Source organism: Pseudomonas sp. Q11, from assembly GCF_024494355.1.
GTDB lineage: Bacteria > Pseudomonadota > Gammaproteobacteria > Pseudomonadales > Pseudomonadaceae > Aquipseudomonas > Aquipseudomonas hefeiensis.
Map to the genome: position 1 here is coordinate 327,403 of NZ_JAKNQY010000003.1, position 15,242 is coordinate 342,644.

Sequence of the window (15,242 nt, forward strand, 5' to 3'; positions counted from 1 at the left end):
CGGTATGATCGCGCGCCCTGATGCATGCTGGTAAACCTTGATGATGAAGCCCAACCTGATCGCCGCCGCGGAGATCGACCGAATCGATACCTGGGCCAAGTACTCCGCGCCAATGTGCGGTTCCTGCGTGTCGAGCTGCTGCACACTGCCGGTGGAGGTCAAGATCAAGGACCTGATCCGGATCGGCATCGTCGATGAGTTCGAGCTGGGCGACCCGCCGAAAAACATCGCCAAGCGCCTGCAAAAGGAAGGGATCGTCGAGCGCTATAACCAGAAATCCGAAATCTTCACGCTTCAGCGCATGAGCAACAACGATTGCCTGTATCTGGATCGCAAGAGCCGGTTGTGCACCATTTACGAGAAACGCCCGGACACCTGCCGCAACCATCCGCGAGTCGGGCCGAGGCCAGGGTATTGCGCCTACCAGCCCAAGGCAGTGGTGCGCGAGCGTAATCCTCGGACGTTGGACAAGTTCTGATCAGCCGCTGACTCTTTAGTGCCTGAACCATTGTCATCGCGAGCAGGCTCGCTCCCACACTGGATTTATGCCGGACACAACATCTGTATCCGCTGAAAATCCACTGTGGGAGCGAGCCTGCTCGCGATAGGGCCCTAAGAAGCGACGCATAATTTCCAGGCATAAAAAAACGCCCCCGATCTCACAATCAGGGGCGTTTTTTTCAGCCATTAACTAAGTCGAAACTCAGTTACCGCTTTTCTTGGCAGCGCGGGTACGCTCGCTTTCGCCAAGGATCTTCTTACGCAGGCGAATCGACTTAGGCGTCACTTCGCACAGTTCGTCTTCCTGCACGAACTCCAGCGCTTGCTCCAGGGTGAACTTGACCGGCGGAACCAGGGCGATGGTTTCGTCCTTGCCCGAAGCACGCATGTTGTCGAGCTTCTTGCCTTTGGTTGGGTTCACGCCCAGGTCGTTGTCGCGGCTGTTGAGGCCGACGATTTGACCTTCGTAGATGTCCTGGCCGTGCTCGACGAACAGCTTGCCGCGCGCTTGCAGGGTTTCCAGCGAGTAGGTCAGTGCCTTGCCGGTAGCAACCGATACCAGAACACCGTTCTGACGGCCGGACATGTCGCCGGACTTCATCACGTCGTAACGATCGAAGATCGAAGTCAGGATGCCGCCACCGGAGGTCAGGGTCAGGAACTCGTTACGGAAACCGATCAGGCCACGGGCCGGGATGTTGTACTCAAGGCGCACACGGCCCTTGCCATCCGGAACCATGTTGGTCAGGTCGCCCTTGCGCAGGCCCATTTGTTCCATGATCGCGCCCTGGGATTCTTCCGGCAGGTCGATGGTCACGTTTTCGTACGGTTCGTGCTTGACGCCGTCAACCATACGGATGATCACTTCAGGACGACCCACGCCCATTTCGAAGCCTTCGCGACGCATGGTTTCGATCAGAACCGAGAGGTGCAACTCACCACGGCCGGAAACCTTGAACTTGTCGGCCGAGTCGCCTTCTTCAACGCGCAGTGCCACGTTGTAGAGCAGCTCCTTGTCCAGACGCTCCTTGATGTTACGGCTGGTCACGAACTTGCCTTCTTTACCGCAGAATGGCGAGTCGTTGACCTGGAAGGTCATGGAAACGGTTGGCTCGTCGACGGTCAACGGCTTCATCGCTTCGACGTTCAGTGGGTCGCACAGGGTGTCGGAGATGAACAGTTGCTCGAAGCCGCTGATGCAGACGATGTCGCCGGCAGCTGCCTCGTCAACGTCAATGCGGTGCAGGCCGTGGTGACCCATCAGCTTGAGGATACGACCGTTGCGCTTCTTGCCGTCGGCGTCGATAGCCACGACCGGCGTGTTCGGCTTGATGCGACCACGGGCGATACGGCCAACACCGATCACACCCAGGAAGCTGTTGTAGTCCAGGGCCGAGATTTGCATCTGGAACGGACCGTCACGGTCGACTTTCGGCGCAGGTACGTCGTCGACGATCGACTGGTACAGCGGGGTCATGTCTTCGGCCATGTTGGTGTGGTCCAGACCGGCAATACCGTTCAGGGCCGAGGCGTAGACGACTTTGAAGTCCAGCTGTTCTTCGGTGGCGCCCAGGTTGTCGAACAGGTCGAAAATCTGATCCAGAACCCAGTCCGGACGCGCGCCTGGACGGTCAACCTTGTTGATGACCACGATCGGACGCAGGCCGGCTTCGAAAGCCTTCTTGGTCACGAAACGGGTTTGCGGCATAGGGCCGTCCTGGGCATCGACCAGCAGCAGCACGGAGTCGACCATCGACATTACGCGCTCTACTTCACCACCGAAGTCGGCGTGGCCCGGGGTGTCCACGATGTTGATGTGGTAGCCATTCCAGTTGATGGCGGTGTTTTTCGCCAGGATGGTAATACCGCGCTCTTTTTCCTGGTCGTTGGAGTCCATCACGCGCTCGTCGTTGAGCTCGTTGCGCTCCAGGGTGCCGGATTGACGCAAGAGTTTGTCTACCAGGGTGGTCTTACCGTGGTCAACGTGAGCAATGATGGCGATGTTGCGTAGATTTTCGATCACTTGTGTATCTCGATCAGAGGATTCGGTGTGCTGACAGGTCGTGGCAGCGATTTACGTTGAGTCCGACAAAGCCGTTACAGCTTGCCGGCGGCGTCGGGGGGCCGGTGACGCAGGCCACAGGCAAACAGCCCCGGGCACTTAGCTCGGTCGATAAACGCGCACATTGGCATGCCCCTCACTGAGCAAATGGTGGGCATGCAGGCGACTCATCACGCCTTTGTCGCAATACAACAGGTACTGGCGAGTAGGGTCCAGTTCCTTGAAACGCGCGTTCACTGCATAGAACGGCATCGTTTGTACCTCGATACCGGCGACACTCAGCGGGTCGTCTTCGGCGTCATCCGGGTGACGGATGTCGATGATGATCTGACCGGCCAGCGCTTCGCCGACTTCTTCAATCTGTATGTCCTGGCCCAATTCATCGATTACCCGATCAATTGGCACCAGCCTGGCGTTTTCGAGCGCACGCTCGAGCACCGCCATGTCGAATTCTTTCTCTTCGTGCTCCACCCGCCCGCGCTTGGCCGCCGTCTTCGGATTGACCGAGATGACCCCGCAGTACTCCGGCATGTGCCGGGCAAACTCGGCGGTGCCGATTTCATTGGCCTGGTCGATGATGTCCTGCTTGTGGCTGGCGATCAGTGGGCGCAGCACCAGTTTTTCGGTGACACAGTCGATCACTGACAGGTTCGGCAGCGTCTGGCTCGACACCTGCGAGATCGCCTCGCCGGTGACCAGCGCATCGATGTGCAACCGATCGGCGATGCTGGACGCGGCACGCAACATCATACGCTTCAAAATGACGCCCATATGACTGTTATCGACTTTGCCGAGAATCTCGCCCAGGACTTCCTCGAACGGTACGCTCACAAATAACACGCGTTGGGAGCTGCCATACTTCTTCCAGATGAAGTGCGCCACTTCCATTACGCCCAGTTCATGGGCGCGCCCGCCGAGATTGAAGAAGCAGAAATGGCTCATCAGCCCGCGACGCATGATCTGGTAGGCCGCGACCGTGGAGTCGAAACCGCCGGACATCAGCACAAGGGTCTGCTCCAGCGAACCCAGCGGGTAACCGCCAATGCCGTCGTGCTGACTGTGGATCACGAACAACCGTTGGTCGCGAATTTCAATGCGCACTTCGATTTGCGGTTCTTTCAATGAGATTCCAGCGGCGCCGCACTGCTGGCGCAACTGGCTGCCGACGTATCTCTCCACATCCATCGAGCTGAACGGGTGTTTGCCTGCACGCTTGCAACGCACCGAGAAAATCTTGCCGGCCAGAGCATCACCGTAATGAAGCTTGCACTTGGCCAGGATGTCGTCGAAATCCCCCAGCGGGTATTCATCGACCTGCAGGAAATGCGCAATGCCCGGCATGCAACTCAGGCGCTCGGTCATTTCCTTGAGGATCTTGGGTTCGCTGACGCGGGTTTCCAGCTCGAGGTTGTCCCACACGCCGTTCACCACCACAGCCGGGTCCAGATCGCGGAGCACGGCACGGATGTTCTTGGCCAGCTGGCGGATGAAACGCATCCGTACCGGGCGGCTCTTGATGGTGATCTCGGGGAAGACTTTTACGATTAGTTTCATGAAAACAGCGCGCGAACGGCCAGCCGAAAAAGGGGGGCGCGGATTATAGCGGAAATTGCTCAAGGTTTAACCAGTTAATGTGCACTCGGTTTTCGACGCACCAAAACAGGTCACCACTCACAAGTCGCGCCACATTGCAGTGCGCAATTGTTCGACAATCCGGGCTTCAAGGCTTTAAAAGCGTGGATTTGGTGCAAAAAACCCATGCTGGGGCACTGGCATGCAAATTGCTCCCTTGTGAGGCAGGTTGCCTTGGCAGAGTATTCGCGCCGGCATCACCCATATCTAAGGGCACACCATTACCCGCCCGAAGCCACCCGGAGGACATATGTCGAAGTCGGTTCAACTCATCAAAGATCATGACGTCAAGTGGATTGATCTGCGCTTCACTGACACCAAAGGCACTCAACATCACGTGACCATGCCGGCCCGTGATGCGCTGGACGACGAATTCTTTGAAATCGGGAAGATGTTCGACGGCTCCTCCATCTCTGGCTGGAAAGGCATCGAAGCCTCCGACATGATCCTGATGCCGGACGACGAAACTGCTGTCCTGGACCCGTTCACCGAAGAGCCGACCCTGATCCTGGTTTGCGACATCATCGAACCTTCGACCATGCAAGGCTATGACCGCGACCCACGCGCCATCGCCCACCGCGCCGAGGAATACCTGAAGTCCACCGGTATCGGCGACACCGCATTCTTCGGTCCTGAGCCTGAGTTCTTCATCTTCGACTCGGTCAAGTTCAAGTCCGACATCTCCGGTTCCATGTTCAAGATCTTCTCCGAACAGGGTTCGTGGATGTCCGACCAGGACGTGGAAGGCGGCAACAAAGGCCACCGTCCAGGCATCAAGGGCGGCTACTTCCCGGTTCCTCCGTTCGACCATGACCACGAAATCCGTACCTCCATGTGCAACGCACTGGAAGAAATGGGCCAGACCGTCGAAGTTCACCACCACGAAGTGGCGACTGCCGGCCAGAACGAAATCGGCGTGAAATTCAACACGCTGGTCAAGAAGGCTGACGAAGTCCAGACCCTGAAGTACTGCGTACACAACGTTGCTGATGCCTACGGCCGCACCGCGACCTTCATGCCGAAGCCTCTGTACGGCGACAACGGTTCGGGCATGCACGTGCACATGTCGATCTCCAAAGACGGCAAGAACACCTTCGCAGGCGAAGGTTATGCCGGCCTGTCGGACACCGCCCTGTACTTCATCGGCGGTATCATCAAGCACGGTAAGGCCCTGAACGGCTTCACCAACCCGTCGACCAACTCCTACAAGCGTCTGGTGCCTGGCTTTGAAGCGCCGGTCATGCTGGCCTATTCGGCTCGCAACCGCTCCGCTTCGATCCGTATTCCTTACGTCAACAGCCCTAAGGCTCGCCGTATCGAAGCCCGTTTCCCGGATCCGGCTGCCAACCCGTACCTGGCCTTCGCCGCACTGATGATGGCCGGCCTGGACGGCATCCAGAACAAGATCCACCCTGGCGATGCCGCCGACAAAAACCTGTATGACCTGCCGCCTGAAGAGGCCAAGGAAATTCCACAGGTGTGTGGCAGCCTCAAAGAAGCCCTGGAAGAGCTGGACAAGGGCCGTGCGTTCCTGACCAAGGGCGGCGTATTCAGCGATGACTTCATCGACGCTTACATCGCACTGAAAAGCGAAGAAGAAATCAAGGTCCGCACCTTCGTACACCCACTGGAATATGAGCTGTACTACAGCTGCTGATCCGGTAGTGCCGCCCCACGCGGCGTGAATAAAGAGAGGCCTCCTTCGGGAGGCCTTTTTTATGGGCGCAGGTTACGTGCATGATTGTCTGCGCCCTCCACTGTTCGAAGACGAGATCACCCATGACTTCCCGCCTTTCATTCTGCCTTGCTCTGTCTGCCGCGTTGCTGGGCACCGCCGCCCAGGCCGCCACCGCACCCGCCACCCTCGCCCCGCTGCTGGGCACCATAGGCGAGCGCCTGGCCATTGCCGACCAAGTCGCCTTGAGCAAATGGGACAGCCGCAAACCAGTGGAAGATCGCCAGCGCGAACGCGAGGTGATCGCCGCAGCCGTCGCCCAGGCATCGGCTTACAAACTGAGCAGCACAGCGGTAGAGGCGTTTTTCGCCGCACAAATAGAAGCCAACAAACTGGTGCAATACGCGCACCTGTCCGACTGGCAATTGCAAGGCAAAGCCCCGGACGCCCCGCGCCCGGACCTGGTTGGGCAGATCCGCCCGCAACTGGATCAACTGCAAAAACGCCTGCTGCAACAACTGGCCGACTTCAGCTCCTACCGCACCGACCCGCAATGCCCACAATGGTTGGCCCAGGCCACCCATACCGTCAGTGACGACCCATTGCGGCAAATGGCGCTGGTTCGAGCGACCGCAGAGTTGTGCGTGCTCAAAAAAACCTGACCCCACACATCTCCCCCTGTGGGAGCGAGCCTGGAGGCTGTGGACACCGCAACTCCAATGTGGGAGCGGGCTTGCTCGCGAAGAGGCCGGCACATCCAGCACTCCAGTGACTGACACTCCGCTTTCGCGAGCAAGCCCGCTCCCACAGGGGGCCAGTGTCGAGCCTGGAGGCTGAGACGGTTCCCACAATGGATTGCATGCAACAACTTGGGCCAAGCGCCTCCGCTGACCTATGCTGCAATCCAACACTTTTGGTTTTCGGTTGATTTTATGGGTCGTGGCTTTCCAGGAATTCTGTTGTTGCTGTTGTCACTGCCAGCCGCCGCACAGATCTACAAATACACCGACGCCGACGGCAACACCGCCTATAGCAACCAGCCGCCTGATGGCGTGCCGGCCCAGGCGGTGGACCTGCCGCCGCTCAACAGCGTCGAGCCCCAGCCCCCGGCCACGGCGGATGCACCCACACCCGCCTCGACCTACGACGAATCAGCCGATGCCTACGAAACCCTGGAGCTGACGGACATCCCCAGCGAAGAGGCTTTGCGCGCCAACAACGGCACCTTCACCGTTGGCGTCCTGGCTCGGCCGCGCCTGCAAAGCCCTCATCTGTTCAGGTTGTTGCTGGACGGCCAGCCCTATGGCCAGCCGAGCAATGTGCCGCGCCTGCAATTGGTCAATATCGACCGGGGCGAGCACAGCCTGGCGGTGCAGGTCATCGACGGCGAACATCTTGTGCAACAGAGCGAAACCGTCATCTTCACCGTGCAACGGGTGCACCGCCCATGATCCGTTGGCTGCTCGCGCTGTGCCTGTCCCTGGCCGCGCTGCCGGGGGCGGCGCAGATCTATACCTACATCGACGCTCAAGGCAATCGCGTCTTCACCGATCAACCACGTCCCGGTAACGCCCAAAAAGTGCAACTGCCACCCGCCAACCGGATGGCGACACCGCCCTCCGGCGCAGCCTCGGTGCCGGCGCCCGCAGAAAAGCCCGATCCAATGTTCCGTTACGAAATGCTGCGGCTGCTGATCCCGGAACCGGATGCCACGATACGCAGCACAGCGGGGGAACTGATCGTCACGGTCACCAGCGAACCCGGTTTGCAAAAAGGCCACCGCTACCGCCTGCTACTGGACGGCAATCCCACCGACGAACCGGGGCCCAGCCCGGTGTTCGCCCTGGGCAACATCGATCGAGGCAGCCATCATCTGGCGGTGGAGATCCTCGATGAGCAGGACCGTATCGTCGAACGCACCGCCAATCAGCCTTTCCACATGCAGCGCATTTCCCTGGCGCAAAAACGCCGCATCAAACCCTGCGCCACAGCCGATTACGGCCAGCGCCCCGAATGTCCCCTCGCCGATAAGCCGGCTGAAGAGCAAAGCAGCATCCTGCCGTTTTTCTAACGCCTCCGGATGGCGCACTATATTGGTGCAAGTGTCTGCACCCTACTCAAATTCCAGCCCATTTTGGTTCGAAAGTACCCGAAAAAGCTGGCAGAACGCCACGCGATCGGGCGAAAAAGGTTCGTTTGAGGCTCTAAACGCTTCTTTTCGGAGCCTTGGTTTGGTTTTTGCATTTTCCTTGTATCAGCGCGTCATACGCGTGCTTGCTTACGCTCCAAAAGAGGTCCTGATGACCATTAGCGACGCACTACACCGCTTGCTACTCGACAACCTCACCACCGCAACCATCCTGCTCGACGCAGAACTGCGCCTCGAGTACATGAACCCGGCAGCGGAGATGCTGCTGGCCGTCAGCGGCCAGCGCAGCCACGGGCAGTTCATCAGCGAGCTGTTCACGGAATCGGCCGAGGCGCTCAACTCCTTGCGTCAGGCCGTGGAACAGGCGCACCCGTTCACCAAGCGCGAAGCGATGCTCACCGCCCTGACCGGTCAGACCCTGACAGTGGATTACGCGGTAACACCGATCCTGAACAACGGTGCCACGCTGTTGCTGCTGGAGGTGCATCCCCGTGATCGGCTGCTGCGCATCACCAAGGAAGAAGCCCAGCTGTCCAAGCAGGAAACCAGCAAGATGCTGGTGCGCGGCCTGGCCCATGAGATCAAGAACCCCCTAGGAGGGATTCGCGGCGCCGCACAACTGCTGGCCCGGGAACTGCCGGAAGAAAGCCTCAAGGACTACACCAACGTCATCATTGAAGAAGCCGACCGCTTGCGCAATCTGGTGGATCGCATGCTCGGCTCCAACAAGCTGCCGTCCCTGGCGATGTGCAATGTCCACGAAGTGCTGGAGCGCGTCAGCAGCCTGGTGGAAGCCGAGAGCCAGGGGTGCATCACCTTGGTGCGCGACTACGACCCGAGCATCCCCGATGTATTGATCGACCGCGAACAGATGATCCAGGCGGTGCTGAACATCGTGCGCAACGCCATGCAGGCCATCAGCAGCCAGAACGAGCTGCGCCTGGGCCGCATCAGCCTGCGCACCCGCGCCATGCGCCAATTCACCATCGGCCACGTGCGCCATCGCCTGGTGACCAAGATCGAAATCATCGACAACGGTCCGGGCATTCCCACGGAGTTGCAGGAAACCATCTTCTTTCCCATGGTCAGCGGCCGCCCGGACGGTACCGGGCTGGGCCTGTCCATTACCCAGAACATCATCAGTCAGCATCAGGGCTTGATCGAATGTGAGAGCCACCCCGGCCACACCACGTTTTCGATCTTCCTGCCACTGGAACAAGGAGCCACATCGACATGAGCCGTAGTGAAACCGTGTGGATCGTCGATGACGACCGTTCTATCCGTTGGGTCTTGGAAAAAGCCTTGCAACAGGAAGGCATGACCACCCAGAGCTTCGACAGCGCCGACGGGGTGATGAGCCGCCTTGCCCGTCAGCAACCGGACGTCATCATCTCCGACATCCGCATGCCTGGCGCCAGCGGCCTGGACCTGCTGGCGCGGATTCGCGAGCAGCACCCCCGGCTGCCGGTGATCATCATGACCGCCCACTCAGACCTGGACAGCGCCGTAGCGTCCTACCAGGGCGGCGCCTTCGAATACCTGCCCAAGCCGTTCGACGTCGATGAGGCCGTGTCACTGGTCAAGCGCGCCAACCAGCACGCCCAGGAACAACAGGGCATGGAGGAGGTGCCGGCGCTGGCCCGCACCCCGGAAATCATTGGTGAAGCGCCGGCGATGCAGGAAGTGTTTCGCGCCATTGGGCGCTTGAGCCACTCCAATATCACCGTGCTGATCAACGGCGAATCGGGCACCGGTAAAGAACTGGTCGCCCATGCCCTGCACCGCCACAGTCCACGGGCGGCATCACCGTTCATCGCACTGAACATGGCGGCGATCCCCAAGGACCTGATGGAGTCCGAGTTGTTCGGCCACGAGAAAGGCGCGTTCACCGGCGCGGCCAACCTGCGGCGCGGACGCTTCGAACAAGCCGACGGCGGCACCTTGTTCCTCGACGAAATCGGCGACATGCCGGCCGACACCCAGACCCGGCTGTTGCGCGTGCTGGCGGACGGCGAGTTCTATCGAGTGGGCGGCCATACCCCGGTCAAGGTCGATGTACGCATCATCGCCGCGACCCACCAGAACCTGGAAACGCTGGTCCACGCGGGAAAATTCCGTGAAGACTTGTTCCATCGCCTGAACGTGATCCGCATTCATATTCCACGCATGGCGGACCGTCGCGAAGACATCCCGACCCTGGCCCGGCACTTCCTCAGCCGCGCCGCCCAGGAGCTGGCGGTGGAGCCCAAGCTGCTCAAGAGCGAAACCGAGGAATACCTCAAGAACCTGCCATGGCCCGGCAACGTGCGCCAACTGGAGAACACCTGCCGGTGGATCACGGTGATGGCGTCCGGTCGCGAAGTGCACATTAGCGACCTGCCACCGGAACTGCTGAGCCTGCCCCAGGACTCGGCTCCGGTGACCAATTGGGAACAGGCCCTGCGCCAGTGGGCCGACCAGGCCCTGGCCCGCGGCCAATCGAACCTGCTGGACAGCGCCGTACCAAGTTTCGAACGCATCATGATCGAAACCGCCCTCAAGCACACCGCCGGCCGCCGCCGCGATGCCGCCGTGCTGCTGGGCTGGGGCCGCAATACCTTGACCCGCAAGATCAAGGAATTGGGGATGAAGGTTGATGGTGGGGATGATGATGAGGGGGATGAGGGCTGACAAACCGTCTTTAGGTCTTCGCTGATCTTGAAGGCCAATCGCGAGCAGGCTCGCTCCCACAAAGGTTTGCAGTGTTGCGACTATCTTGTGGGAGCGAGCCTGCTCGCGATGCTTTTGAAGGCTTGATGCACCGCATCGATGCACTGAGAACCGCAATGGCACATGCGGCCCCACGTCAAAACCAATCAGCCCAACTCGAAAAAACCGCACAAACAAAAGCAAAAGCCCCGGAATACGGGGCTTTTCGCATCACCAGCAGTCTTTTTGTGACAAGCCATTTAAAACTGGCACGCCCCCTGCAATAGCTCAATCACTACCCAGTTTCGGGGACCTTGGTACAGGCAGGCCGGGGATTCCCCATTTTATATCGGGCTCATCGAGCCCACTGTTTTGGGGGCCTTGATACAGGCAGGTCAAGGTTTCCCTTCTTTACACCCGGGGCCGCGCGTTTCGCGCAAGCCCTCCCGTTTGGGGACCTTGGTACAGGCAGGCCGGGGATTCCCTCTTTTATTGCTCCTGGAGACGGACCTCCAGCCGCCAGCGGTCATCAACCTCGCTGCCGACCCACTCCCCTCGCAACGAGCGCGCCGCTACCAGCGTCAGCAACAACCCCTTGTCACTCAAACGCACCCGCCAGTTCACGTCCTTGCCGTTGAGTTTGAGCTGGCCCTTCTGCGGGCGGCCTTCTGCCTGGAACAACAGCGCCACGGAGCCGTCGATCATTTCCCCGTGCAGCTTGGGTTCGTTGTTGAACCAGGCCACCAGCGTCCCATCGATCACCTCGACTTGTTGCAGCACGCTTGGGTCGGGCGTGGTCAGGCGACCGATCATCAAGCCGACCATCAGACCGAAGATCGCCAAAGACCCCATCACCCGAGGCAATAGCTTCGAACGCCGATCGGTTTGCGGCGTAGAATGCCGCTCATCTTTATCTGCGGAGCCGTGCATGTTTCACGTCATCCTTTTTCAACCGGAAATTCCGCCGAACACCGGCAACGTCATCAGGCTGTGCGCCAACAGCGGCTGCCACCTGCATTTGATCGAACCGCTGGGCTTCGAGATGGACGACAAGCGCTTGCGCCGTGCCGGCCTCGACTATCACGAGTATGCCACCCTGCAGCGCCACGCCGACCTCGCCAGCTGTCTGGAAAGCCTGGGGCATCCGCGACTGTTCGCCTTCACCACCAAAGGCTCGCGGCCGTTCCATGACGCCAGTTTCGTCGCCGGCGATGCATTCCTGTTCGGTCCGGAAAGCCGTGGCCTGCCGGCCGAGGTACTGGATGCCCTGCCCGCCGACCAGCGTCTGCGCCTACCGATGCGCGAAGGCTGTCGCAGCCTGAACCTGTCCAACACCGTGGCAGTGGCGGTTTACGAGGCCTGGCGGCAGAACGGTTTCGCCTGAGCCCCTGTCAGCCAGAAACACCTGTGGGAGCGAGCCTGTAGGAGCTGAGCTTGCTCGCGATGAGGTCGACACGGTTCAACTGCAAAACCGCGTCATCGTTCATCGCGAGCAAGCTTTGCTCCCACAGGGCTCGCTCCCACAGGTTTTGTGCCGGATGGGCAGCGCCGCTTACTGAACGGTTGCGGTGCCTTCTTCTTGCATGCGCTGCAGTTCTTGCGCGTACAGGGCATCGAAGTTCACCGGGGCCAGCATCAGGGCCGGGAACGAACCGCGAGTCACCAGGCTGTCGAGGGTTTCGCGGGCGTACGGGAACAGGATGTTCGGGCAGAACGCACCCAGGGTGTGACTCATCGAAGCGGCATCCAGGTTCTTGATCAGGAAGATCCCGGCCTGTTGCACTTCGGCGATGAACGCCACCTCGTCACCGTTCTTCACGGTGACCGACAGGGTCAGCACCACTTCGTGGAAGTCATCTTCCAGGGCTTTCTGGCGGGTGTTCAGGTCCAGGCCTACGCTCGGCTCCCACTGCTGGCGAAAGATCGCCGGGCTTTTCGGGGCTTCGAAGGACAGGTCACGTACGTAAATGCGCTGCAAGGAGAATTGCGGTGCGGTTTCTTCTTCGCTGGCAGCTGTGTTCTGTTGGTCAGTCATCGCAGATCCTTCTTACTTTCAGGTTCTTAGTAGGGAATTCAGGCCTTGAGCATCGCATCGAGCTTGCCGGCACGATCCAGGGCAAACAGATCATCGCAACCGCCCACGTGGGTGCTGCCGATCCAGATCTGCGGCACGGAGGTACGTCCGGCCTTTCGAGTCATTTCGGCACGCAGTTGCGGCTTGCCGTCGACCTTGATCTCTTCGAAAGCCACGCCTTTGTTCTTGAGCAGGAACTTGGCTCGGGAGCAATAGGGGCAGTAATCGCTGGAATAGACAACGACGTGGGTCATCTCACTTCACCAGGGGCAGATTGTCGGCTTTCCAGCTTGCAACGCCGCCGGAAAGCTTGGCGGCGGTAAAGCCGGACTTCATCAGTTCGCGGGCATGAGTGCCTGCGTGCTGGCCCTGGGCATCCACCAGGATCAGCGTCTTGGTCTTGTGTTTTTCCAGTTCACCGATACGGGCGATCAGTTTGTCCTGGGGAATGTTCACCGCGCCGACAATGTGACCAGCGGCGTAATCCTTGCTCGGGCGGATGTCTACCACCACGCCGGTGTCCTTGTTGACCAGCGCAGTCAGCTCGCCAGTACTGAGGCTGCGGCCGCCGCCCTGCATCGTATGGACAACCAGCAACGCTAGCAGTACGACGAAGATACCGACGAGAAGGTAGTGGTTAGTGGCAAATTCAATCAGGTGAGCAACCATCGAAGGAGGTTCCAGGGCGTTAAAATGTCGGCCAGTATACACAGCACACAAGGTCGGCCAAACCCCGCCCGGCGGTGACGGCACCGGAACTTACCTTTAAACTGCCCGTCCCTTTTCCATCGCCTTCTTTTAATCAGCCACGAGTGGATTCCATGACTACCACGCCTAAACCTTTGGTCCTGATGATTCTCGACGGCTTCGGTCACAGTGACAGCCACGAATCCAATGCCGTGTACGCGGCCCGCAAGCCTGTGCTGGACCGTCTGGGAGCCACCGTGCCGAACGGCCTGATCTCCGGCAGCGGCATGGACGTCGGCCTGCCCGACGGACAGATGGGCAACTCCGAAGTCGGCCACATGAACCTCGGCGCGGGCCGCGTGGTGTATCAGGACTTCACCCGCGTGACCAAAGCGATCCGCGACGGCGAATTCTTTGAAAACCCGACCATCTGCGCTGCTGTGGATAAAGCCGTGGCCGCCGGCAAAGCCGTGCATTTCATGGGCCTGCTGTCCGATGGTGGCGTTCACAGCCACCAGGACCACCTGATCGCCATGGCCGAACTGGCCTCCAAGCGCGGCGCCGAAAAAATCTACCTGCACGCGTTCCTCGATGGCCGTGACACCCCGCCAAAAAGCGCCACGTCGTCGATCAAACTGCTCGACAGCACTTTCGAGGCCCTCGGCAAGGGCCGTATTGCCAGCATCGTCGGCCGCTACTACGCCATGGACCGCGATAACCGCTGGGATCGGGTGGCCCAGGCCTACAACCTGATTGTCGACGGCAACGCCGAGTTCAACGCCGCCACCGCCCAGGAAGGCCTGCAAGCCGCCTACGAACGGGGTGAAAGCGACGAGTTCGTCAAAGCCACCACCATTGGTGAGCCGGTCAAAGTCGAGGACGGCGACGCCGTGGTGTTCATGAACTTCCGCGCCGACCGTGCCCGCGAGTTGACCCGCGTGTTTGTCGAAGACGATTTCAAGGAGTTCGAACGCGCCCGCCAGCCGAAACTGGCCGGCTTCGTGATGCTGACCCAATACGCCGCCAGCATCCCGGCACCGTCGGCCTTCGCCGCCGGCAGCCTGGAAAACGTGCTGGGCGACTACCTGGCGAAGCACGGCAAGACCCAACTGCGCATCGCTGAAACCGAGAAATATGCCCACGTGACGTTCTTCTTCTCCGGCGGCCGTGAAGAGCCCTTCCCCGGCGAAGAACGCATCCTGATCCCGTCGCCGAAAGTTGCCACCTATGACCTGCAACCGGAGATGAGCGCACCGGAAGTCACCGACCGCATCGTCGATGCCATTGAGAACCAGCGCTACGACGTGATCGTGGTCAACTACGCCAACGGCGACATGGTCGGCCACAGCGGTGTGTTCGACGCCGCAGTCAAAGCCGTGGAATGCCTGGATACCTGTGTCGGGCGCATCGTCGAGGCACTGGAAAAGGTCGGCGGTGAAGCGCTGATCACCGCCGACCACGGGAATGTCGAGCAAATGTCCGATGAGTCCACCGGCCAGGCCCACACCGCCCATACCACCGAGCCGGTGCCGTTCATCTATGTCGGCAAGCGCAACTTCAAGGTCCGCGATGGCGGCGTGCTGGCTGACGTGGCGCCAACCATGCTGATGCTGTTGGGCATGGAGAAACCCGCGGAGATGACCGGGACCTCGATCCTGGTCTGACCCAACACTTACCCATGTGGGAGCGAGCCTGCTCGCGATAGCGGTATTACAGTCAACATCTATGTTGGATGTTATGGACTCATCGCGAGCAGGCTCGCTCCCACAGGGTT

16 protein-coding genes are annotated in these 15,242 nt (G+C 59.9%); 10 read left to right on the top strand and 6 right to left on the bottom strand.

Annotated features, from left to right (window positions below):
• The first annotated feature begins 40 nt into the window (after positions 1-40).
• Entirely contained in the window at positions 41-478 is a 438-nt protein-coding gene (locus MA884_RS05585) for a YkgJ family cysteine cluster protein (RefSeq protein WP_256229447.1), read from the top strand.
• A gap of 225 nt (positions 479-703) precedes the next feature.
• On the opposite strand, the gene typA is transcribed toward MA884_RS05585, so the two are convergent.
• Both typA and thiI read right to left on the bottom strand, forming a co-directional pair.
• Positions 704-2,524 carry a translational GTPase TypA gene (typA, locus tag MA884_RS05590; RefSeq protein WP_256229448.1) on the bottom strand — a complete coding sequence of 607 codons (1,821 nt, stop codon included), beginning with the start codon at positions 2,522-2,524 and terminating at the stop codon, positions 704-706.
• A 138-nt stretch (positions 2,525-2,662) separates the two neighbouring features.
• The gene (gene thiI / locus MA884_RS05595) at positions 2,663-4,117 is read right to left on the bottom strand and encodes a tRNA uracil 4-sulfurtransferase ThiI (protein ID WP_256229449.1); all 1,455 of its coding nucleotides are present in this window, start codon (positions 4,115-4,117) and stop codon (positions 2,663-2,665) included.
• A 328-nt stretch (positions 4,118-4,445) separates the two neighbouring features.
• Between thiI and glnA the strand changes: the two genes are divergently transcribed.
• The 7 genes from glnA to MA884_RS05630 all read left to right on the top strand — a co-directional run bounded on the left by glnA (position 4,446) and on the right by MA884_RS05630 (position 10,994).
• The gene (gene glnA, locus MA884_RS05600; protein WP_003196860.1) at positions 4,446-5,852 is read left to right on the top strand and encodes a type I glutamate--ammonia ligase; all 1,407 of its coding nucleotides are present in this window, start codon (positions 4,446-4,448) and stop codon (positions 5,850-5,852) included.
• 122 nt (positions 5,853-5,974) lie between these two features.
• Positions 5,975-6,532, top strand: coding sequence for a chorismate mutase (locus MA884_RS05605; RefSeq protein ID WP_256229450.1), 558 nt, complete (start codon positions 5,975-5,977; stop codon positions 6,530-6,532).
• A 270-nt stretch (positions 6,533-6,802) separates the two neighbouring features.
• Positions 6,803-7,321: a DUF4124 domain-containing protein gene (locus MA884_RS05610; protein ID WP_256229451.1), complete on the top strand. Its 519-nt coding sequence runs from the start codon at positions 6,803-6,805 to the stop codon at positions 7,319-7,321.
• Positions 7,318-7,941: a DUF4124 domain-containing protein gene (locus MA884_RS05615; RefSeq protein ID WP_256229452.1), complete on the top strand. Its 624-nt coding sequence runs from the start codon at positions 7,318-7,320 to the stop codon at positions 7,939-7,941. The genes MA884_RS05610 and MA884_RS05615 overlap by 4 nt, the downstream gene beginning before the upstream one ends.
• Positions 7,942-8,170: 229 nt before the next feature.
• Complete coding sequence (glnL, locus tag MA884_RS05620; protein ID WP_256229453.1) at positions 8,171-9,256, top strand: nitrogen regulation protein NR(II); 1,086 nt, start codon at positions 8,171-8,173, stop codon at positions 9,254-9,256.
• Complete coding sequence (gene ntrC, locus MA884_RS05625) at positions 9,253-10,689, top strand: nitrogen regulation protein NR(I) (protein ID WP_256229454.1); 1,437 nt, start codon at positions 9,253-9,255, stop codon at positions 10,687-10,689. The genes glnL and ntrC overlap by 4 nt, the downstream gene beginning before the upstream one ends.
• A gap of 125 nt (positions 10,690-10,814) precedes the next feature.
• Positions 10,815-10,994, top strand: a complete 180-nt coding sequence (locus MA884_RS05630; protein WP_256229456.1) for a hypothetical protein — start codon at positions 10,815-10,817, stop codon at positions 10,992-10,994.
• Positions 10,995-11,196: 202 nt separating this feature from the next.
• Here MA884_RS05630 and MA884_RS05635 read toward each other — a convergent pair whose 3' ends face one another.
• A complete protein-coding gene (locus MA884_RS05635; protein WP_256229457.1) occupies positions 11,197-11,637 on the bottom strand; it encodes a hypothetical protein in 441 nt (146 codons plus the stop codon).
• On the opposite strand from MA884_RS05635, the gene trmL reads away from it, so the two are divergent.
• Complete coding sequence (trmL, locus tag MA884_RS05640) at positions 11,636-12,091, top strand: tRNA (uridine(34)/cytosine(34)/5-carboxymethylaminomethyluridine(34)-2'-O)-methyltransferase TrmL (RefSeq protein ID WP_058546236.1); 456 nt, start codon at positions 11,636-11,638, stop codon at positions 12,089-12,091. The two genes, MA884_RS05635 and trmL, sit on opposite strands and share 2 nt — an antisense overlap.
• Before the next feature lie 168 nt (positions 12,092-12,259).
• Here the strand turns inward: trmL and secB are convergent, their stop codons facing one another.
• From secB to MA884_RS05655, 3 genes are read right to left on the bottom strand one after another with little or no spacing between them, the layout of a single operon-like run.
• A complete protein-coding gene (gene secB, locus MA884_RS05645; protein WP_256229458.1) occupies positions 12,260-12,742 on the bottom strand; it encodes a protein-export chaperone SecB in 483 nt (160 codons plus the stop codon).
• A gap of 38 nt (positions 12,743-12,780) precedes the next feature.
• Positions 12,781-13,035, bottom strand: coding sequence for a glutaredoxin 3 (gene grxC, locus MA884_RS05650; RefSeq protein WP_256229459.1), 255 nt, complete (start codon positions 13,033-13,035; stop codon positions 12,781-12,783).
• Between the two features lies 1 nt (position 13,036).
• Positions 13,037-13,450, bottom strand: coding sequence for a rhodanese-like domain-containing protein (locus MA884_RS05655; RefSeq protein ID WP_256229460.1), 414 nt, complete (start codon positions 13,448-13,450; stop codon positions 13,037-13,039).
• A 152-nt stretch (positions 13,451-13,602) separates the two neighbouring features.
• Here MA884_RS05655 and gpmI point away from each other — a divergent pair, with 152 nt between their 5' ends.
• Positions 13,603-15,132 (top strand): 2,3-bisphosphoglycerate-independent phosphoglycerate mutase, encoded by a 1,530-nt coding sequence (gpmI, locus tag MA884_RS05660; RefSeq protein ID WP_256229461.1) that lies wholly within the window; start codon positions 13,603-13,605, stop codon positions 15,130-15,132.
• The last annotated feature ends 110 nt before the right edge of the window (positions 15,133-15,242 follow it).